General features: G+C 63.6%; 18 protein-coding genes. 6 read left to right on the plus strand and 12 right to left on the minus strand.

Annotation, left to right across the window (positions count from 1 at the left end):
- Window positions 1-55: 55 nt before the first annotated feature.
- The 9 genes from OOZ51_RS08060 to OOZ51_RS08100 form a co-directional block, all read right to left on the minus strand.
- Window positions 56-1,138 (minus strand): glycoside hydrolase family 130 protein, encoded by a 1,083-nt coding sequence (locus OOZ51_RS08060; RefSeq protein ID WP_265978800.1) that lies wholly within the window; start codon window positions 1,136-1,138, stop codon window positions 56-58.
- A gap of 5 nt (window positions 1,139-1,143) precedes the next feature.
- A complete protein-coding gene (locus tag OOZ51_RS08065) occupies window positions 1,144-2,115 on the minus strand; it encodes a carbohydrate ABC transporter permease (protein ID WP_416346361.1) in 972 nt (323 codons plus the stop codon).
- 1 nt (window position 2,116) lies between these two features.
- A complete protein-coding gene (locus OOZ51_RS08070) occupies window positions 2,117-3,082 on the minus strand; it encodes a carbohydrate ABC transporter permease (protein WP_265978802.1) in 966 nt (321 codons plus the stop codon).
- A 13-nt stretch (window positions 3,083-3,095) separates the two neighbouring features.
- Window positions 3,096-4,406, minus strand: a complete 1,311-nt coding sequence (locus OOZ51_RS08075) for an extracellular solute-binding protein (protein WP_265978803.1) — start codon at window positions 4,404-4,406, stop codon at window positions 3,096-3,098.
- 139 nt (window positions 4,407-4,545) lie between these two features.
- The gene (locus OOZ51_RS08080) at window positions 4,546-5,571 is read right to left on the minus strand and encodes a LacI family DNA-binding transcriptional regulator (protein ID WP_265978804.1); all 1,026 of its coding nucleotides are present in this window, start codon (window positions 5,569-5,571) and stop codon (window positions 4,546-4,548) included.
- Between the two features lie 363 nt (window positions 5,572-5,934).
- Window positions 5,935-6,426 carry an RpiB/LacA/LacB family sugar-phosphate isomerase gene (locus OOZ51_RS08085; protein ID WP_323054711.1) on the minus strand — a complete coding sequence of 164 codons (492 nt, stop codon included), beginning with the start codon at window positions 6,424-6,426 and terminating at the stop codon, window positions 5,935-5,937.
- Complete coding sequence (locus OOZ51_RS08090; protein ID WP_265978806.1) at window positions 6,423-8,207, minus strand: dihydroxyacetone kinase family protein; 1,785 nt, start codon at window positions 8,205-8,207, stop codon at window positions 6,423-6,425. Before OOZ51_RS08090 ends, OOZ51_RS08085 begins: the two co-directional genes overlap by 4 nt.
- A 32-nt stretch (window positions 8,208-8,239) precedes the next feature.
- On the minus strand, window positions 8,240-9,016 hold the full coding sequence (locus OOZ51_RS08095) for an SDR family NAD(P)-dependent oxidoreductase (RefSeq protein ID WP_265978807.1): 777 nt from the start codon (window positions 9,014-9,016) through the stop codon (window positions 8,240-8,242).
- A gap of 29 nt (window positions 9,017-9,045) precedes the next feature.
- Window positions 9,046-9,870 carry a sugar phosphate isomerase/epimerase family protein gene (locus tag OOZ51_RS08100; RefSeq protein ID WP_265978808.1) on the minus strand — a complete coding sequence of 275 codons (825 nt, stop codon included), beginning with the start codon at window positions 9,868-9,870 and terminating at the stop codon, window positions 9,046-9,048.
- 193 nt (window positions 9,871-10,063) lie between these two features.
- Between OOZ51_RS08100 and OOZ51_RS08105 the strand changes: the two genes are divergently transcribed.
- The 5 genes from OOZ51_RS08105 to OOZ51_RS08125 all read left to right on the plus strand — a co-directional run bounded on the left by OOZ51_RS08105 (window position 10,064) and on the right by OOZ51_RS08125 (window position 15,646).
- Window positions 10,064-11,401, plus strand: a complete 1,338-nt coding sequence (locus tag OOZ51_RS08105; protein ID WP_265978809.1) for an MFS transporter — start codon at window positions 10,064-10,066, stop codon at window positions 11,399-11,401.
- Window positions 11,402-11,451: 50 nt separating this feature from the next.
- Window positions 11,452-12,315 (plus strand): transketolase, encoded by an 864-nt coding sequence (locus OOZ51_RS08110; protein ID WP_265978924.1) that lies wholly within the window; start codon window positions 11,452-11,454, stop codon window positions 12,313-12,315.
- On the plus strand, window positions 12,312-13,319 hold the full coding sequence (locus OOZ51_RS08115) for a transketolase family protein (RefSeq protein WP_265978810.1): 1,008 nt from the start codon (window positions 12,312-12,314) through the stop codon (window positions 13,317-13,319). The genes OOZ51_RS08110 and OOZ51_RS08115 overlap by 4 nt, the downstream gene beginning before the upstream one ends.
- 123 nt (window positions 13,320-13,442) lie before the next feature.
- Window positions 13,443-14,102: a GntR family transcriptional regulator gene (locus tag OOZ51_RS08120; RefSeq protein ID WP_265978811.1), complete on the plus strand. Its 660-nt coding sequence runs from the start codon at window positions 13,443-13,445 to the stop codon at window positions 14,100-14,102.
- Between the two features lie 143 nt (window positions 14,103-14,245).
- The gene (locus OOZ51_RS08125) at window positions 14,246-15,646 is read left to right on the plus strand and encodes an MFS transporter (protein ID WP_265978812.1); all 1,401 of its coding nucleotides are present in this window, start codon (window positions 14,246-14,248) and stop codon (window positions 15,644-15,646) included.
- Window positions 15,647-15,655: 9 nt separating this feature from the next.
- On the opposite strand, the gene OOZ51_RS08130 is transcribed toward OOZ51_RS08125, so the two are convergent.
- The gene (locus OOZ51_RS08130) at window positions 15,656-18,046 is read right to left on the minus strand and encodes an excinuclease ABC subunit UvrA (RefSeq protein ID WP_265978925.1); all 2,391 of its coding nucleotides are present in this window, start codon (window positions 18,044-18,046) and stop codon (window positions 15,656-15,658) included.
- 127 nt (window positions 18,047-18,173) lie between these two features.
- Complete coding sequence (locus tag OOZ51_RS08135) at window positions 18,174-18,530, minus strand: VOC family protein (RefSeq protein ID WP_265978813.1); 357 nt, start codon at window positions 18,528-18,530, stop codon at window positions 18,174-18,176.
- A gap of 216 nt (window positions 18,531-18,746) precedes the next feature.
- Here OOZ51_RS08135 and OOZ51_RS08140 point away from each other — a divergent pair, with 216 nt between their 5' ends.
- Entirely contained in the window at window positions 18,747-19,178 is a 432-nt protein-coding gene (locus OOZ51_RS08140) for a YybH family protein (protein ID WP_265978814.1), read from the plus strand.
- On the opposite strand, the gene OOZ51_RS08145 is transcribed toward OOZ51_RS08140, so the two are convergent.
- Complete coding sequence (locus OOZ51_RS08145; protein ID WP_265978815.1) at window positions 19,175-19,645, minus strand: NUDIX hydrolase; 471 nt, start codon at window positions 19,643-19,645, stop codon at window positions 19,175-19,177. The genes OOZ51_RS08140 and OOZ51_RS08145 overlap by 4 nt on opposite strands.
- Between the last annotated feature and the right edge of the window lie 2 nt (window positions 19,646-19,647).

Raw genomic sequence — 19,647 nt, forward strand, 5'->3', positions numbered from 1 at the left:
TGCTGAGGCGCGGTGTCGCCTTATTCGCCGTGCTGCGTTTAGGCGCGGTGCTGTCCTAGGCGCGGTCGAGGCGTGCCACACCGATCTTCGAGTCAGCCATGCCATAGAAGACGAACAGCTGATCGCCGATCTTCTCTATTGCGGTGGGGAAAACGACGTTGGGGACGATGCCCGAGATCTCGTCTTCCGTTTCAGGTGCCAGAAGCGGCTTGTCGCTGCGGGCGATCACAATGGACGGATCGTCACTGTCGAGGATCATCGCGGCGGCCGTGTAGTTGACGTTCTGCTGGTGATCGAAGGCAGACTTTTCCATCGATCCGGTGACGCCGTGGTAGATCAGGAGCCAGCCCTCGTCGATGCGGATCGGTGCGGGTCCGCCGCCAATCTTGAGCTGTTCGAAGGGGAACTCGCTCAGGGCTACGAGCTTGTGCTTGCGCAGGTGAACGAGGTTGCGGATGTCCTTCTCGACGTCGGAAACTGCGACGTAGGAAATCCAGATACCCGGGCGGTTGTCATCGAGGCCGGCCGGCAGGTGCTCGCCCTCGCCCTCGCGGATCCAGCCGAGGTCCCACATGGGGCGGTGGAGCACAGCGTAGGAAGAGACGCCGTCGGGATCATTGATCGGTTCCGGGAAGAACACGGCGTCCTTGTTGGCGAATAGGTTCAGGTCCATGGACAAGTCGGCCTGGTACTCGAAATGGCAGGGCCCCAGGCGGTCCCACGTGCGCAGGTCTTCCGAGTGGGCGAAGGCGAGGCGGGGACCAAGCGGCCCGTAGGCAACATAGGTCATCAGGTGCCGGCCCAAAGACGGTACCCAAGTGATGCGGGGGTCTTCCGTTCCGGCGTTGTTCAGGCCCCGTTCCCAGCCTTCGTCCGGTGCCAGGACGATGCCCTGGCGTTCGACGCCGGACGGGACGCCGTCGTCGCCGATTATCACCTTGGCAAGTCCAACGCGGGAGACATTGCCCTTCGCTACGAGGCGTGGCAGGAGGTACAGTTCGCCGTCGGGTCCCCGGCCGCTGGCCGGGTTGAGGACGCCTTCGGCTTCGAACTCGTTCCCGGGCTCCGGGGTCATGATGACGCCGGCGCGGGTGAGGGTGAACGGGACCGTGGGGAGTGCTGAAGTTGAGGAAGTCATAGAGCTTAGCCCTTTACGCTTGATCCGATATTGGTGGAAATGAATTGGCGCTGGAAGAAGATGAACAGTGCGACGGCGGGGGCCGCGAGAACGCAGGCGCCGGCAAGGATGGCGCCGAACGGGTTGGATGCCGTGGCGGCAATGTTCGAGATGTAGTTCGCCAGGGAGACGGCGAGAGGCTGGATGGCTTGGTCCTTGGTGACGAGGAACGGCCACAGGAACTCATTCCACGGGCCGATGAAAGTCAGCAGAACTGCCGTGACAATGGCTGGGCGGACCAAGGGAATCGCGATCTGCCAGAGGATCCTCAGCTCGCTGGCTCCGTCAATGCGGGCGGCCTCGAACAGGGTGGAAGGCAACTGCATGAAGTACTGGCGGAAGACGAAGACGGCCGTCGAATTGATGGCGAACGGCAGGATCATGCCGAGGTAGGTGTCGGCGAGACCGTAGTCCCGCACGATCATGACGTACAGCGGGATGAGCAGCAGCTGGAACGGAATCATCTGGACCAGCAGCATCATGCCGAAGACGAAGCCCTTGCCGCGGAATTGCATCTGCGCGAGCGCGTAGCCCACCAGGAGCCCGAACACCACCGTGAAGAAGATGACCCCGCCGGTGAAGATGCCCGAGTTGACCAGGCCCTTCAGTAGATCGATGGAGTTGTTGATGTTGCTGTAGTTCTCGCCGGTGATGTTCGCCGGGCTGGGGAACGCGCCGGTCACGGAGGTGTCCGGGGAGGTCTGCAGCGAGCCGACGAACATGTAGTAGAACGGGAAGAGGAACACAAAGGCTCCCAGCGCCAGCAGCACGAAGCTACCCACGCCCAGGTTCCTTCGTTTCTCGACGGATCCGTCCTTTCGGGAGGCACCGGATCCGGAACCCTTGGCTCCGGAAGCGGCCGTTCCGGGACCGGTGGCACCTGGCTGGCGGGCGCCGTCGTCGTCGTTCTTGAGAGTTGCCTTATTGAAAATCGACACGTCAGTCCTCCTTCCCGCCCACGAGGCGTTTCTGGATCAAGGCAATGAGCAGGACACCGATCACGAGCACCACGCCCAGCGCGGCGGCCACGTCTGGGTTCCCCTGCAGGATGCCCTTCTGGTACATCAGGAAGACCGGCGATGTCGAGGCTCCGTCCGGGCCGCCTCCGCCGGTGAGCAGATAGGGCTCGGTGAACAGGTTTGCCCCGGTGATGGTGGCGAGCAGGGTCACCAGCACGCTTGCTGAGCGCACTCCCGGAACGGTGATGTTCCAGAACTGGACCCATTTGTTCCCGCCGTCCACCGAGGCGGACTCGTAGAGTTCGTCCGGGATGTTCTGCAGGGCAGCCAGGTACAGCAGGATGAAGAAGCCCAACTGCTTCCAGGTCACGTACAGCGCCACGGTTGGCATTGCCAGCCAGGAGTTCGTCAACCACGAGGGGTTCGGGGCCAGCGGCCCCAGCAGGGAGTTGACCAGCCCGTTCTGTTGGAACAGGAACAGCCAGACCCCGACGACGGCGACGCTCGCCGTGACGTATGGGACGTAGTAGCTGACCCGGAAAAAGGTCTTGAGCCGGGTCACGCGGTTCAACGCGTTGGCCAGGACCAATGACAGCCCCACGGTCAGCGGCACATTGATGACCAGGAAGATGCCGATGTTGGCGAAGGAACGCTGTACCTCCGGATCGGACAGGACAGTGATGTAGTTGTCCAGCCCCACGAAGGGACGGTCAGCCTGGACGCCGGGAGCGGTGAAGAAGAACTGGTGGAAGGAGATGTACACGGCGTATCCAAGAGGAAACGCCAGCACTCCTAGGACATAGATGACGTAGGGGGCGCTGAACAGCAGTCCCAGCGGCTGGCGGCCCAGGAAGTTCTTACGTTTCCTGGGCGCCTGCCGCTGGTCCACGGCCCGCCCGGCTGCGTCTCCCGCGAAGGGGGCGCCGTCAGCTGAGCGAAGTGACATGGGGATTCGCCTGCTACTTTTGGCTTGCCAGTTGGTTGATCTTGTCAGAAGCACCCTTGAATGCGTCATCGATGCTCTGGTTGCCGAAGATCACGGACTTGCCCCACGCGTCACGGAAGGTCTGCCAGATCTGGACTGAGTTGGAGACGTTGGGTACTTCCACGGTGCGGCCGGCCTGATCTGCGAACTGCTTGTAGGCGGGGTTCTGCGTGAAGTAATCCGCGTAGGCAGTGGTCAAGTCCTTGCGCATCGGCATCTGGCCGGTCGAGGAAAGGAGCTTGCCGTCCTGTTCCTTGCTGGTGGCGAACTTCATGACCTCCCAAGCGGTGCCTTGGTTCTTGCAGGAGGAGTACATGGCAACGTTCTTGGCGTCAGAGAAGGTAGAGCCGTTGGTCTGGGCCTGTGCACCAGGTACCGGAACCGTGCCCCAATTCACCTTGCCCTTGTATGCTGCGACAGCCCAAGGCCCTGCGAGGGACATGCCGGCCTTGCCCTCGGCGAAGGAATCACCCTTATAGGCTTCCTTGGAGGCCAGGTTCTCCTTGTAGAGGGTCTGGAACATGGTGGCGACCTGCTTGCCTTGCTCGCTGTCAAAGGTGGACTTGCCATCCTTGAGCAACGTGGTGCCACCTGAGTTGGCTGCGTAGAACGGGTAGAAGTCGAACCAGGACTGGTAGAAGTCGCTCGCGGGCGACGGCCATACGGCATTGGCAACGGCGCCGGACTTCACGAGGGTGCGGGCCGTGTCAAGGAACTCCGACTGTGTGGCCATCTTCGGCTTTTCCGGGTCCAGGCCCGCCTTCGCGAAAACGTCCTTGTTGTAGAAAAGGACCACGGGGTTGGACTTCCACGGCAGTTGGTACATCTTGCCGTCGGAGGACTTGTACTGGTTGGCGAGATCGCCGGTGCGGTCCTTGATGTACTGGGCGCCATCCGGGAAGGAATCCAGCGGGACCAACCCGCCTTGCTTCTGGAACTGCGGGACAGCCACTGGGGCCGTGTTGAAGACCAGGCACGGGGCGTTGCCGGCGGTAATTGCTGCCCCGATGACCTCTTCGGAGCTCTTGCCTGCGGGGATTTCCTGGGCGTCGACCTGCTGGTCCGGGTGAGCAGCGTTCCATGCCGCCACCATGTCCTTGCCCCACTTCACCTCGAACTCATTGTTGGAGTACCAGATCTTGATGGGGCCCTTGGCTGTGGTGGCAGAGTTCGCTCCGGTAGCTGTGCTGTTTGAGGCGCCTCCACCGCACGCGGCCAAGCCGGCTCCGACAACAGCAATAGCGGTAAGGGAGAGAATTCTTGAACTAATTTTTCCGTGCTTCATTGCAACTCCTTTTGCGGGTGAAAACTAACATGCGGTGGCGGCATTGCCTTCAGATGGGATGGCAAATAGCCCCACCCTTTGCGGGTAAATCGGTATTTGTGAGGACTGGGCGTGGGAGGCAGCTAGCTGTACGGCATGGCTAGTTGTGCCGGATGGTGGGGGCAGGCCCGGTGGAGGCGCGGACCACCAGTTTGGGGGAGGGTAGGTAGACGTCCTCGGCCGGAGCTCCGCCGAGGAGGCTCAGCAACTTCTGGGCGGCAACACGACCCCAAAGCATCGGATCGGCCGGAATCGTGGTCAGCGGCGGATTGAGGTACTTCGCGAGCTCAGTGTCGTCGTAGCCCGTGATGGACAGATCGCCGGGAACGGCCATTCCTAGTGACTGCGCGTATGACTGGCCGGCCGTCGCCATGAGGTCATTCGCGTAGATGATTGCGGTGGGTCGTTGCGCCGAGCGAAGCAGTTCTGCGGTAGCCGCCAATCCGCCGGCCGCGGTGAAGTCCGCTTCGATGAAGGAACCGGCTTCGAGCCCGGCCTTTGACAGGGCGTTTTGCCAAGCCAACCGCCGGCTTCGGCCGTGAATGTAGCTCTGTGGTCCGCCCACGTGCGCAATTCTGGTGTGTCCCAGGGAAACAAGATGCTCGACGGCGGCCGTAATGCCTTCAGTATCGTCCATGCAGACAGCGGGGAACGGCGAGGAGGTTTCGGGTCGATTCAGCGTGACGGCGGGAATCTTGAGACTTTGCAGCAACGCGATACGGGAATCGTCAACCCTCATATCCGTAAGGATGATCCCGTCCACGCGCCCGTCGGCAGCCAGCTTCCGGTAGCCCAGTTCCTCGGCATCGGCGCTGGCGGCAACGGTGAGGACCAGTGCGTATTCGTGCTCAACCAACGTGGTCTCGATCCCGGCGATGAACGCGGGGAAGAAGGGGTCCGTTCCCAAGAGCTTGGGATCCCTTGCCACCACGAGTCCGACGGCGAAGGCCTTGGCTGACGACAGGCCCTTGGCGCGAAGATTTGGCTTCCACCCCAGTTCCCGGGCTACCTTGAGAATGCGCTCCCGGGTGTCATCGCTGACGCCGGGCTGCCCATTCAACGCGTACGAGACGGCACCCTTGCTCACGCCGGCTGCCTGCGCAACGTCGTTGATGGTCACTGTCATGATTTCCTCATTGCCACTCGGTGATAGGGATCACTTAACCGGTTTTGTTATGTCTACTGAACCGGTTTAGTGAGCGCTTGTCAAGAGCAAATGAGAAATTGCAGGTATTTGTGGGCCGTTCGTTAGCGGTGCATACTCACTGGCGACCGCCCAGACGAGACTGGCGGCCGCCCCGTCGTCGGGAAGGCCGCCAGTGTAAGTGGCTGCGGGACTTTCTCCGCGAAGACATCGGCGAAGACATGGATCGCGCCCTTTTCCTTAACCCGGTCTGCCAAACCCAAGTAGCTGGCAGTTGTTGTCGTTTTGAGCCTCCAGAACGACAACAACTCCTAGCCAGTTGGGATCCGGAGACGGCAGCAGGACTCAGCAGCCCTCGAAATCCGTGAGTACCTTCACTTTGTCAGCTGACGCCGATGCCGGGTCGAAGGCATAGCCGAGCCACTCCCTGGCCAGCCGACTGGCCAGCTCCACGCCAACCACGCGCTGGCCCATTGTGAGCACCTGGCAGTCGTTGGACAGGATGGAACGCTCTACGGAGAGGGAATCGTGGGCCGTGGTGGCGCGGATCCCGTCTACCTTGTTCGCTGCGATAGCCACGCCGATTCCAGTGCCGCAGAACAGGATGGCCCTGTCTGCAAGGCCGTCCCGGATGAGTTCGCCCGCCTTGATCCCGACGTACGGGTATGGCCTGGTGAAGTCTTCCAAGGAGTCGTTGCGGTTGACGCCGATGTCGATGATTTCGCTGATCCGCGGATCGTCCCGCAGATCGGCCATGATTCGGTCTTTATAGTCGACGCCTGCTTCATCGGCGCCCAGGATGAGTCGAAAACCCATGGTTTGTCCTTCCGCGGTCATGCGATGGCTCCGGCGTGCTTGCCGGTGGTCGCGCCCGTTGTCGTGTTCTCGGCGCTCGCGCCCTCAGGGCTCACAAGGTGCGGGCCCATAACGGTGAAGATCATTGCCAGCGAAGTTGCTCCGGGGTCGGCTGTGCCCACGCTCTTCTCCGCGAGCGGGCGTGCCCGTCCCTTGAGGGGCCTGAGCGAGACCGTGGCTTGCGCTGCGGAGGTGGCCGCTGCAGCCGCGTCCGCCCAGGCAGCATCCGGAAGGATGCCCTCGGCCACGAGCTTGCCGAACGTTTCGGTGAAGGGGAGCAGTGCATCCACCATGGTTTTGTCGCCCAGCTCGGCCTTGCCCAGGTAGGTGATCCGAGCAGCGAACGCGGTCACGCCAGCGGCGAGTTCAGCGGGTCCCGGTGTTTGGTCATTGCCAAGCGATTCGCCGAGAGCCCGGAGGCCTGCACCCCACAGAACGCCCGACGTTCCGCCGGCCTTATCCGCCCATGCGTCTCCGGCTGCCCCCAATAGATCGCCGGCCCCGGCCCCACTGGCAAGAGCCGTTGCGGCGGCCGCAGTGGCAGCGTCAATTCCGCGGACCATCCCGCGGCCGTGGTCGCCGTCGCCCGCTACCGCGTCCATGTCGCCAAGCTGCGATTCGGCGTCGTGCAGTGCATCCCGCGCCGCTTCCAGCGCGGCTGCGCAATTCGCCGCATAGTCGCGTGAGTCCTGGGTGGCCGCGAACGCGATAGCTTCCGGGCCGCCCTCGAACGCGTCTTCGGTGAAGGCAAGACCGGTCAGCAGGGCGGCAGTCCCGCGACGGTAGGCCGGCGTTTCGGCGGGGGCCGTCCAGAGCGGCTCGAGTTCCTCGTCCAGCCAGGTGATGGTGAGGGAGACGCCGGACATGTCCAGGCTAGTGACCAATTCGCCGACCTCCGGCATGACCAGGGTGTAGCCGGCCGCGCGCAGCAACGGAGCCACAGTCAGCCACAAGACGAACAGTTCCTCGTGCTTGGTGGAACCGAGTCCGTTGAGGATCACTGCGAGGCGGTTGCCCGCTGCGTGCGGCGTCTCTGCCAGCAGCCGGGCGACAAATTCCTGGCCGAGTTCTTTGGCGGGCGGGAGTTCGGTGTCGAACAATCCGGGCTCGCCGTGGATACCCAGGCCGAGCCCCATCTGCTTGTCCTTGAGCGTGAAAAGCGGCGCTTCGGCGCCCGGGAACGTGCAGCCGTGGAACGCGCTGCCGATAGTGCGGGTCAGGCTGTTTGCCTTCCGGCCCAAGCGTACGACGTCGGCCAGCCCGGCCCCCGCTTCGGCTGCGGCGCCCATGATTTTGAAGACGGTGAAGTCACCCGCGATGCCGCGGCGCCTGGCGGATTCCGACGGCGGTGCGCTGGCAATGTCGTCCGTCACCAGCACGTTTTCCACGGCGATGCCTTCTGCGGCCAAGCGCTCACTCGCCATGCCGAAGTTCAGGACGTCCCCGGCGTAGTTGCCGTAGGTGAAAACCACACCGGCACCGGAATCAGCGGCCTTGGCCACCGAGTATGCCTGTTGCGCGGAAGGCGAAGTGAAGATGTTGCCCACGACCGCGCCGTCGGCCAGTCCTGCGCCGATGAGCCCGGCGAACGCCGGGTAGTGCCCGGATCCGCCGCCGGCCAGGACGGCCACCTTGGGCTGCTGGGGACGGTGGCGGCGGACTGCGCCGCCGGGAACCTGGCGCACCAGGCCGGAGTGAAGATCGCAGAAACCGGCGAGGGCTTCCTCGGCGAAATCGGCGGGATCGTTGAAGATTCTGGTCATCGTGGGCTCTTTCGGCTACGGATGGGGGGCTGCTAGTGGATGTGGCTTCCACCGTTGATGTCGATGGTGGTTCCTGTGAGGTACGCGGATTCCTCGGAAGACAGGAACGTGATGACGGCGGCGACTTCCTCGGTGCTCGCGTTGCGGCCCAGGGGGATGCCGGCGTTGATGGCGGCTTCCTGCTCATCGGTGCTGCCAACGCGGATGTTTGTGTCCACGGCGCCCGGGGTGATGGCGTTCACGGTGACACCGGTGGCGCCGATTTCACGTGCCAACGCCTTGGTGAAGCCGAGGACAGCAGCCTTCGCTGCGGAGTAGGGGACCTTGCCGAAGACGCCGCCGCCACGCTGGGCGGAGACGGAAGACATGTTGACGATCCGGCCCCAGCCGCTGGCGATCATGTCAGGCAGGAAAGCCTTGGTCACCAGGTAGGTGCCGGTGGCGTTCACGTCCATGATCTTGTGCCACAGTTCCAGCGTGGTTTCGAGGAACGGCACGGGCGAGGTGATGCCCGCGATGTTGGCCAGGGCTCCGACGGCGGGGAGGGTGCCTGCGCTGATTTCCGCGGCAACTGCCTTGTATGCCGCATTGACGGAGTCTTCGTTGGCGACGTCGATCTCGTAGCCGAATGCGGGGACGTTGAACTGGTTGCCGATTTCGGCTGCGACCTTGGCTGACTTCTCGCCGTCGAGGTCCAGGATCACCACTGCCCAGCCGTTGTTGGCGTAGCGGCGTGCGGTAGTGATGCCGATGCCCCGGTCCGAGGTAGCCCCGGTGAGGACGGCGGTGCGCTGGATGGTGGTGGTCATGATGCTCCTTGAGTTTGTTGGCGTGAATCTCAGATGAGGTCTGTGATGAAGCTGGCGGCCTTGGCTGTGGCCGCAGGGCGTTCGTCGTGCGTGACATCGCGGGTTTCGAGCTCCAGCGAGAAGTGGCCGCTGTAGCCGGTGGCTGCAAGGGAGCTGAGGCCGGCGGCAAAGTCCGCCTGGCCGTTTCCGATGCTGAGGTTGATGTTGCCCGGAACCGCATCCCTGAGGTGGACATGCGTTATCCGGCCCTGATGGCGTTGGATGTACTCCAGCGGGTCTTCGCCCGCTGCGACGCTGTGGCTGAAGTCCATGACAATCCCGACGCCGGAGCCCGCCAGTCGCGCGGCCAACTGTTCGGCGCGGTCCAGGTTCCAGCAGAACCGGAGGAAGTGCAGGGATTCAGTCCAGAGCTCGACGCCGAACTCCGCCGCACGCTGTCCGGCGCCAATGAGCTGGGCTGCGATGGTGTCCAGGTCCTCGTCGAGGCTGCGGACCGGATCATGTCCAAGGGCTCCGCACGGGAGGACCAGCGCCTTCGCACCGGTGTTTGCGGTGAGAGTGAGCAGTGCATCGAGGTGCCTGTGGCGGGCGCCGAGCTGACCGGCGTCGAGCACTGCGTTCAGGTCGCCGATATCGCCGTTGACGGAGCGGACCCGCAATCCTGAGGCGGCGACCTCCGTGGTCACGGCGGCGACGGCGTCGGAATCAAGCTCATAGGGAACGTGATCACAGACGCCCGGCAGCGCGCCGAGGTCGATTTCCTCAAAGCCCAAGCCATTGATAGTGCGCAATGCCGCGGGTAGATCCTGGTGCCGGAAGCTGATGGACGAGCAACCGAGTCGGGAGTTGAACATCTTCGTTTCCTCCAGTCGTGCCCGAGGGCAGTAGTGATGGGAACCACAGTACAGACGTTAACTGTCAACAGTCAACCCTTGAAGTTGACTGTTGACAGGACTAGATGGCGCAGGTCACACTGGCATATCATGTGTTAACAGTCGACAGTGCTGAAGCACCTTGCCTCAGTCGCTCTTCGAAAGGGATTCACCAATGAGCAAAGAAGCTCTGACCATGCGCGGGCCGGTACACGGCACCAAGGACGCCAGGCGCGTCGCCATCGGCTCCGGTGTTGGCGCAGTCATCGAAACCTATGACTTCATCGGCTTCGGCACCGCGGCTGCCCTGTACTTCGGCACGGCATTCTTCCCCACAGGCGATCCCGTGACCGGCACCCTTGCCGCCTTCGCCACCCTCGGCGTCGGCTTTGCCGCCCGTCCCATCGGCGGCATCATCGGCGGACACCTGGGCGACAAGCTGGGACGCAAGCCTGTCCTCGTAGCCTCCTTGATCCTGATGGGCGTGGCCACGTTCCTGATCGGCCTCCTTCCCACCTACAGCCAGGTAGGACTCCTGGCGCCGGCCTTGCTGGTATTCGTGCGCATCGTCCAAGGCCTGGCCTTCGGAGCCGAGTGGGGCGGCGCCATCCTGATGAGCTACGAACACGCACCATGGAAATCCAAGGGCAAGTTCACGGGCATCGTCCAGGCCGGATTCCCTGTGGGACTCCTGCTGGCCAACCTGACGTTCCTTGTCAGCGTCCAACTCGGGGGTGAACTCGCTTGGCGCATTCCGTTCCTCGCCAGCATGGTGTTGGTTGTTGTGGGCTTGATCATTCGTTCCAAGGTGCCGGAATCGCCTGTCTTCGACGAGGTCAAGGACAGCGGCGCGATCGTAAAGTCTCCCATCGTGGAGGTCTTGAAGACCGATTGGCGCAACATCGTCAAGGGCATCGGCCTCCGCATTGCCGAGACCGCGGGCTACGCCGTCTCCATCACGTACATGATTTCCTACCTGAACAGCCAGCATCTGGCAGATAAGACCCAGACCCTGGTGGCCCTGTGCATCGCCTCGGCCATCGGTATCTTCGCAACCCAGGCCTGGGCGCGGCTGACGGACAAGATTGGCAGGCGTCCCGTTTACATCTGGTCCTGCGCCTTTGCCGTGCTGTTCGCTATCCCGATGTTCCTGTTGGTCAACACGGGTATGTTCATCTTCATCATTGCCACCATCGCTGTCTCTTACGGCATCTGCCAGAACTCCCTCGCCGGCGCCCAAGGGGCTTGGTTCCCCGAGCTGTTCCAGGCGAAGACCCGTTCCTCCGGTGCCTCGCTGGCCTACCAGATCTCGGCCATGGTGTCCGGCTTCACGCCCTTCATCACCACGCTGCTTTTCGTCACTATGGGCTGGATGGGCCCGGCAGTTCTCTTCGGCCTGTACGCAGGCATCGGTCTCTGGGCGGCCTTGGTTACCCGCGAAACCTGGGGCAAGCGGGAGCGCCAGTTGGCGGATGAGGCCACCAAAAGCACTCCCCAGTCGGTGAATGTCTAGTGACGGTGGCACAGGACCAGCGCACGGCAGGACGAATCGGAGAAACCGCCATGGGACGCATCGAACGGGTGGGTGCAGCCGCCAACCGGATCCGGCACCACGCCCTCAACATGGGCGAAGTCCAAGGCCAGGGCTACGTCGGCCAGGCACTCGGAGCATCGGACATGCTCGCCGCGGTCTATGCGGACCAGCTCCGCTACCGCGCCGATGACCCGGAGTGGGAGGGGCGCGACCGCTTCCTCCTCTCCACCGGCCACTACGCAATCGGCCATTACGCGGCACTGGCTGAGGCAGGGATCATTCCCGTCGAGGAGCTCGAAAGCTACGGTTCGGACGATTCCAGGCTTCCGATGTCCGGAATGTCAACGTATACCCCGGGCATGGAAATCTCCGGAGGATCCCTTGGCCACGGGCTCTCCATCGCGGTGGGAATCGCCCTGGGCCTCCGGCACCGTGCTCATGTGGGGGAGGGCTCCAGCGCGAGGGTGTACAACTTCCTCTCCGACGGCGAGCTGGACGAAGGATCTACGTGGGAGGCCGCCATGGGCGCGCACCACCACCAGCTGGGGAACCTCACTGCGATGGTGGACATCAACGCCCTGCAGGCCGACGGCAAGACGGACACCGTGCTCCGGACCGAACCCGTGACGGAGAAGTGGGAGGCTTTCGGCTGGTACACGCAGCGGGTGGACGGGAACGACGTCGGTGCGCTGCTGGCCGCGTTCGACAACGCAGCCGCCCAGGCCGCCGCCGTCGGACGTCCTTCCGTCATTTTGTGCGACACGAAGGTGGGGCGCGGCGTGCCGCTGCTCGAAGAACGCGAAAAGGCGCATTTCATGCGCATCGAAGAACATGAATGGCAGCTCTGCCGAAAGCAGCTGACCGCAGGATCCAACGGGAAGGCCGGCCGATGACCACAGTCACCGCTTCGAAGGGGACAGCACCGAAGCTGAAAACGTCGGCGATGATCGCGTCCTTCGCGGACCCCGGCCAGAAGACTTCGTCGGCGCCTTTCGGCCACGCGTTGGTGAAGGCAGCCGAGGCCGACCCGCGAATCGTCGGACTCACCGCCGACCTGGGCAAGTACACGGACATGCACATCTTTGCCCAGGCCTTCCCGGAGCGGTTTTTCCAGATGGGCATGGCTGAGCAGTTGCTCTTCGGCGCAGCCGCAGGTTTGGCCGAGACCGGCTTGGTGCCGTTTGCCTCCACCTACTCTGTGTTCGCCGCACGGCGGGCCTACGACTTCCTGTGCCTAGACATTGCCGAGCCGAATCTGAACGTGAACATCGTAGGCGGACTACCGGGCCTGACCACGGGCTACGGCCCCAGCCACCAGGCCACGGAGGACATGGCGATATTCCGCGGCATGCCCAATCTGACAATCGTTGATCCATGCGACTCCGTGGACATCGAACAGGCCGTGCCGCAGCTGGCAGCCAGCGACGGCCCTACGTACCTGCGCCTCCTTCGCGGGAACGTCCCCACGGTGCTGGACGAGTACGGCTACACGTTTGAACTCGGCAAGGCGAAGGTGCTGCGCGGCGGCAACGACGTCGTGTTCGTCTCCAGCGGGTTGATGACCATGCGCGCGCTGCAGGCCGCAGAGGCGCTGGCCGCGCACAAGGTGGACGTCGCCGTCGTGCACGCTCCCACCATCAAACCGTTCGACGCCGCTACCGTCCTCGCGGAACTGAACACCGACCGCCTTGCCGTCACGCTGGAGAACCACAGCGTGGTGGGCGGTTTGTTCGAAACTGTGGCCTCGGCCGTGGTCACGGCTGGCTTGGGGAAGCGCGTGGTTCCGGTGGCGCTGCCGGATGCGTTCCTCGACGCCGGTGCCCTGCCTACCTTGCACGAGCGGTACGGATTGTCTGTGCAGCGGATCGTGGCGAAGGTCCTGGCGGAACTGGGCTGAGCCCGGCTATTCGTTTGGCAGGAGCGCGGAGCAGGCAGGAGCCGGTTCCGCGCTCCTGCCGTAAGATCAACAGTTAACACACCGACTGTAAACAGTCGACCACTGACATTGAGGACGGACACGATGGCCGGAGCAACAGCACCCCTTCTGGGACTGGAAAAGAAAAGCCTCCGCGAACAGGCGCTCTCCGCGCTGCGCACCGCCATCACCAGCGGCGAACTGGAACCAGGCAGGCACTTGGTGGAGACCGAGTTGTCGGACATGCTCCAGATCAGCCGCGGCACCCTCAGGGAGGCCCTGCGGCAACTCGAGCAGGAGGGCCTGCTGTCTGCGGGGCCCCGTGGACGGCTCTCCGTCCGCCACCTCGATGCCAAGGAAATCCGCGATATCTACTCGGTGCGAGCGGCCCTGGAATCCCTCGCCGCGCGCACGCTCTGTGAATTGCCAGACCGCAAACAGGTCATCACGTCGCTGCGCTCTGCCATCGACGCCATGGCCGCCGCAACCAAGGGAAGCCTTGAGGAACGGATCGAGTCCGATCTTGAGTTCCACCGCACTATGTGCCGTTTGACCGGCAACGAAACCTTGCTCCATTCCTGGGAATCGCTGGAGGGATCCATCCGGATGTCCATCATGTTCGCCGGGCTGGAAAAGGGCGTCAAGAACATGAGCGTCGAGCGCCACCACGACATCGTGGCCGCGATCGAAACCGGGGATGCATCCTTGGCCCGCAAGACCATCCTCGAGCACATGGACAGCGCCGCCGCGGTGCTGGTCGCTTAAGGGCTCGACGGCGGGTGTCCGACGACGGGTGCCCGACGACGGCGCTCAACTTTCGCGGTAACGGAACCTCTGTTGGGGGTCACTGCCAGTACCCCTCACGATAGAGACTCCCTCATCTTCTCTAAGGGCTGTTTCCTTAAACCATGACTCGTCCCGAAACCACTTTGCCGGCTCCGGTTCCTCCGTCGGCCATGGCTGACGCGCCACGGGCACGGCTCACGCTCGTGATTGCGTCGCTTGGGTTTTTCCTGATCACTCTCGATATCCTGATCGTCAATGTCGCGCTCACCAGCATCGGGAGGGAGCTCGGGGGCGGAACAGCCGGGCTGCAGTGGGTGATTGACGGCTACACCCTGATGTTCGCCGCGTTGTTGCTGTTCGCGGGGAACCTGTCGGACCGGATCGGCGCGAAAAGGGCGCTGGGATGGGGTATCGCTCTGTTCCTCGTGGCGTCCGTCGCCTGCGCCCTCGCGCCGACCGCGGGGGTCCTGATTGCCGCCCGCTTCCTCCAAGGCGGCGCGGCATCGATCATGCTGCCGGCGTCGATGGCTTTGATTCGCCAGGCTTTTCCCGATCCCCGCCGTCGCGCGCACGCCCTGGGGATCTGGGCAGTCGGAGGGGCTGTCGCTGGAGCCGTGGGACCGCTTGTCGGCGGCCTCCTCACCACGCTGGACTGGAGGCTCGTGTTCGGCATCAACCTTCCCGTCTGCATCGCGATGCTGGTGCTCCTGGCCTCAGTTGCCACATCGCCCCGACGGCCAACTCCGTTCGACTGGGCAGGCCAGGCCGCAGCGATCGTTGCCCTTACCGCGTTGATGTACGGCCTCATCACGGGAGGAACAGAGGGCTTCGGCTCCGTGCCCGTCATCGGTAGCTTGGCCCTCGCGGCAGTCAGCCTGGCAACTTTCCTCCTGATCCAGGCGCGCTGCCGGCACGCGATGATGCCTCTCGAGCTGTTTCGCTCCACAGGAATGCGAATCTCCCTCTCGGTGGGATTCGCGTTCATGGTGGGCCACTTCGGCACGGTCTTTGTCGTCAGCCTTTTCCTCCAACAACACCTCGGCCTGACGCCGCTTCAGGCCGGTTTCACCTTCCTTCCTTCCGCGGCATTCAGCATCGTCGGCAACATCGTGAGCGGAAGCCTGTCCAATCGGTTCGGGACGCGGGTGCCGGTGGTCGTCGGATTGACGTCCATGGTGGTGGGGCTCACCGCGATGCTCCTCACAGCACCGCTGGGATCGCCGCTACTCGTTGGTACCTTCCTGGTTTTCACAGGTTCCGGTGGATCGATCGCGATGCCGCAAGTCACCGCCGTCGTGCTCGCGAGCGTACCGAGCGAAAAGGCAGGCACGGCAAGCGCAGTCTTCAATACCTTCCGCCAAGTGGGCGGGGCGGTCGCCATCGCCGTCTTCGGCGCGCTCATCGCCGATCGCACCAACTTCGTCCATGGAATGCAGACCAGCTTCATCATCGCGGCGTCCCTGCTTCTTCTCACCGCCCTTGCCAGCCTCTTCATCCACTCGCCGGCCGCCACCAAAAGTTAGCCGGCTACGTCACCCGCCGACGTAGGCCGCCAAGTGCTCGCCCGTAAGGGTTGAACGCGCGGCGACGAGATCGGCGGGCGTGCCCTCGAAAACGATCTTTCCGCCGTCGTGCCCGGCGCCCGGGCCGAGGTCGATGATCCAGTCGGCATGCGCCATGACCGCCTGGTGGTGCTCGATGACGATGACCGACTTGCCGGACTCGACGAGCCGGTCGAGCAGGCCGAGTAGTTGTTCGACGTCGGCGAGATGCAGGCCGCTGGTCGGCTCGTCGAGGATGTAGACCCCGCCTTTCTCGCCCATGTGGGTGGCCAACTTGATTCGCTGCCGCTCGCCGCCGGAAAGGGTGGTGAGCGGCTGGCCGAGGCTGAGGTAACCGAGTCCGACGTCGGACAACCGCTGGAGGATCGCGTGTGCTGCCGGGATCCGGGCCTCGCCCGCCGAGAAGAATTCCTCGGCCTCTTTCACCGGCATCTCCAGCACCTCCGCGATGTTGCGGCCGCCGAGGCGGTACTCGAGCACCGAAGCCTGGAACCTCTTGCCTTCGCACTCCTCGCACGGGGTGGAGACGGTGTCCATGAATCCGAGGTCGGTATAGATGACGCCCGCGCCGTTGCAGGTGGGGCACGCGCCCTCGGAATTTGCGCTGAACAGCGCCGGCTTCACCCCGTTGGCCTTCGCGAACGCCTTGCGGATCGGCTCGAGCAGCCCGGTGTACGTCGCGGGGTTGCTCCGCCGCGAGCCCTTGATCGCCGCCTGATCGATCGACACGATGCCGTCCCGCTTGGATAACGAGCCATGGATCAAGGAGCTCTTGCCGGAGCCGGCGACCCCGGTGACCACCACCAGGACTCCAAGCGGAATGTCGACGTCGACGTCGCGAAGATTGTTCTCGGCCGCGCCGCGGATCTCCAGGGCGCCTGCGGGTTTCCGCGCGGTCTTCTTGAGGGCAGCGCGATCCGCAAGGTGACGGCCGGTCAGGGTGCCGCTGGATCGCAACCCTTCGAGCGTGCCCTCAAAGACCACTTCGCCACCGGCGGTTCCCGCACCAGGGCCGAGGTCGACCACGTGGTCGGCTATCGCGATCGCTTCCGGCTTGTGCTCGACGACCAGCACCGTGTTGCCCTTGTCCCGCAGTTGCAGCAGCAGCTTGTTCATGCGTTCGATGTCGTGCGGGTGCAGACCGATGGTGGGCTCGTCGAAGACGTAGGTGACGTCGGTGAGCGAGGAGCCCAGGTGCCGGATCATCTTGGTCCGCTGCGCTTCACCGCCGGACAGCGTGCCTGCCGGCCGATCGAGCGAGAGATAGCCAAGGCCGATCTCCGCGAACGAGTCCAAGAGGTGCCGTAGCCCCTTGAGCAGCGGCGACACCGACGGTTCGTCGATACCCCTCACCCATTCGGCGAGGTCGCTGATCTGCATCGAACACGCGTCGGCAATGCTGATCCCCTTGATCTTTGACGAGCGCGCCGCCTCGGTGAGCCTGGTGCCATCGCATTCGGGACAGATTGTGAAGGTGATCGCCCGCTCCACGAAGGCGCGGATGTGCGGCTGCATTCCCTCCGGGTCCTTCGAGAGCATGGACTTCTGGATCTTCGGGATCAGGCCTTCGTAGGTCAGGTTGATGCCCTCGACCTTGATCTTGGTCGGTTCCTTGTGGAGCAGGTCGTGGAGTTCCTTTTTGGTGTATTTGCTGATCGGCTTGTCCATGTCGAAGAAGCCGGAGCCGCTGAAGATGCGGCCGAACCAGCCGTCCATGCTGTAGCCGGGGATGGTGAGCGCACCCTCGGCGAGCGACTTGCTGCTGTCGTACAGGGCGGTCAAGTCGAAGTCTGTGACCGAGCCGCGCCCTTCGCAGCGTGGGCACATACCGCCTGTGATGCTGAAACTCCGCCGCTCCTTCGTGGTGCTGCCACCGCGCTCGATGGTGACCGCTCCCGCGCCGGAGATCGAGGCGACGTTGAACGAGAACGCCTGGGGAGATCCGATGTGGGGCTGGCCAAGCCGGCTGAAGAGCATTCGCAGCATCGCGTTCGCATCGGTGGCGGTACCCACGGTGGAGCGCGGGTTCGCCCCCATCCGCTCCTGGTCGACGATGATCGCCGTCGTGAGTCCTTCGAGCAGATCGACATCCGGCCGCGCCATGGTCGGCATGAACCCCTGGACGAAGGTGCTGTACGTCTCGTTGATCATGCGTTGCGACTCTGCGGCGATCGTGGCGAACACGAGGGAGCTCTTGCCCGATCCGGAGACGCCCGTGAACACCGTCAGCCGCCGTTTCGGCAGCTCGATGGTGATGTCCTTGAGGTTGTTCTCCCGCGCGCCTTGCACCCGGATCAGATCGTGGGTGTCGGCAGTGTGCAGCTCAGGCGACTGCGTGTCCGTGCTCGTGGCCGTGCTCATCATGTCTCCATCTGGTACGCGGGCGGCCTTCGCAGCCTCCGTTGGCAAGTCTGGCTCTATCTAAGGAGCCTTATGTAGTAAGTCTTGTAGGCCGCGCGCGCGGGCGGAAGCCTATGCGCGTGGGCTATTAAGGGTCCTGAAGCAGCCCGAGGACGTTGCCGTCCGGGTCGGTGACGGTGGCTACGAGGCGGCCGCCGCCGACGTCGTGGGCTGCTTCCTTCAGGGTGGCACCCGCGGCGGTGACGTCCGCGAGCTTCGCCTGGATGTTCGAAACGTGCCAGTAGGCCACGGGCGAGGTCATGGCCTGCGGGCCGCCTCCCGGAACGAGTCCGATGTGCTGGCCAGCGGCGTCGAAGCCGACATAATACGGCCCGTCGGCCTGCGGCTGCACGCCGAGCAAGGCGGCGTAAACGGCTTTCGCCGCGGCGAGGTCGGAAACGGGATGCAGCACGGTCTTGATTCCCTCGGTGGAAGAGTCGCTCATGATCACTCCTGAAGTCGTTAGGGGACGAAGCTGGCGTGGACTTGTGTTGTCCATGACCGCCATTCTAGGCGTGGGCCGTGAGCGGCGCTTCTCCATTCCTGACCGGTCTGGGAGCCTGATTCGATATGCGTAGACACCATTCGTGAACGGTGCCACTATGGCCGAATACGAGCACTGGCACGTCGCGCCGGCTCAAAAGCGAGGCTGGAGGAACCAATGCCGGAATCCGATCTCGATCTGATGGTGGAGAAGTACCATCGAGCGCTCGATGCGTTCGTCAAGGGAGACCCGGAGCAGCAAAAGAAGCTGTTCTCAAGGCACGACGACGTCACGCTCGCTAATCCGCTAGGCCCGCCTGCGCGGGGCTCGAGTGCGGTCGAGGCGACCATGGATCGGGCGTCTTCCGGGCTGAGGGAGGGCGAGCCGATCAGGTTCGAGCGAATCTCCGGGTACACCGGGACGGAGCTTGCATTCATAGTCGAAATTGAATGGGCACGGGCCAAGGTTGGCGGATCTGATGAAGTGTCCCCGATCCCCCTTCGGGTGACGACGATTTTCCGCTGGGAAGAGGGGGAGTGGAAGGTCCTCCACCGTCACGCGGATCCCATACTTTCGCCGCGGCCCATCGAGTCGATCGTCCAGGCCTAGCGGGGTCCAAGGTACCGGATCAGCGCGTCGAGGATCGGCACTTGGCCACCTACCAACTTGGTGCGGGCAACGGTTTCCGTGGCCCAGACCGCGTCGTCGATCTCCGGGTAGCTCCGGACCACGCCGGATCCTTTCGGCCATTCCAGGTCAAAGTTGTTGCTCTCAATTCTCTCAGGAGCAAACTCCGATTCCGCAGCGAAGACTGTGATGAGCTTGCCCGACGGCTGCCGGAAAGTGCCAAGCAGGAAGTAGTCGACGGCGGGTGGGGGGGTCCCCATTTCCTCCGCGAACTCACGCTTGGCGGCCACCAGCGGATCCTCGTCTTCGAGGTATTCCCCCTTCGGAATGGACCAGGCGCGCGCATCCTTGTGGGCCCAGAACGGTCCGCCCATATGGGCTATCCACACTTCCAATTCCGCCGCGGAGGTTCGACGGTACAGCAGAATTCCTGCGCTCCGAACTGTCATTT

The sequence above is a fragment of the Arthrobacter rhizophilus genome (assembly GCF_026241105.1).
Classification (GTDB): domain Bacteria; phylum Actinomycetota; class Actinomycetes; order Actinomycetales; family Micrococcaceae; genus Arthrobacter.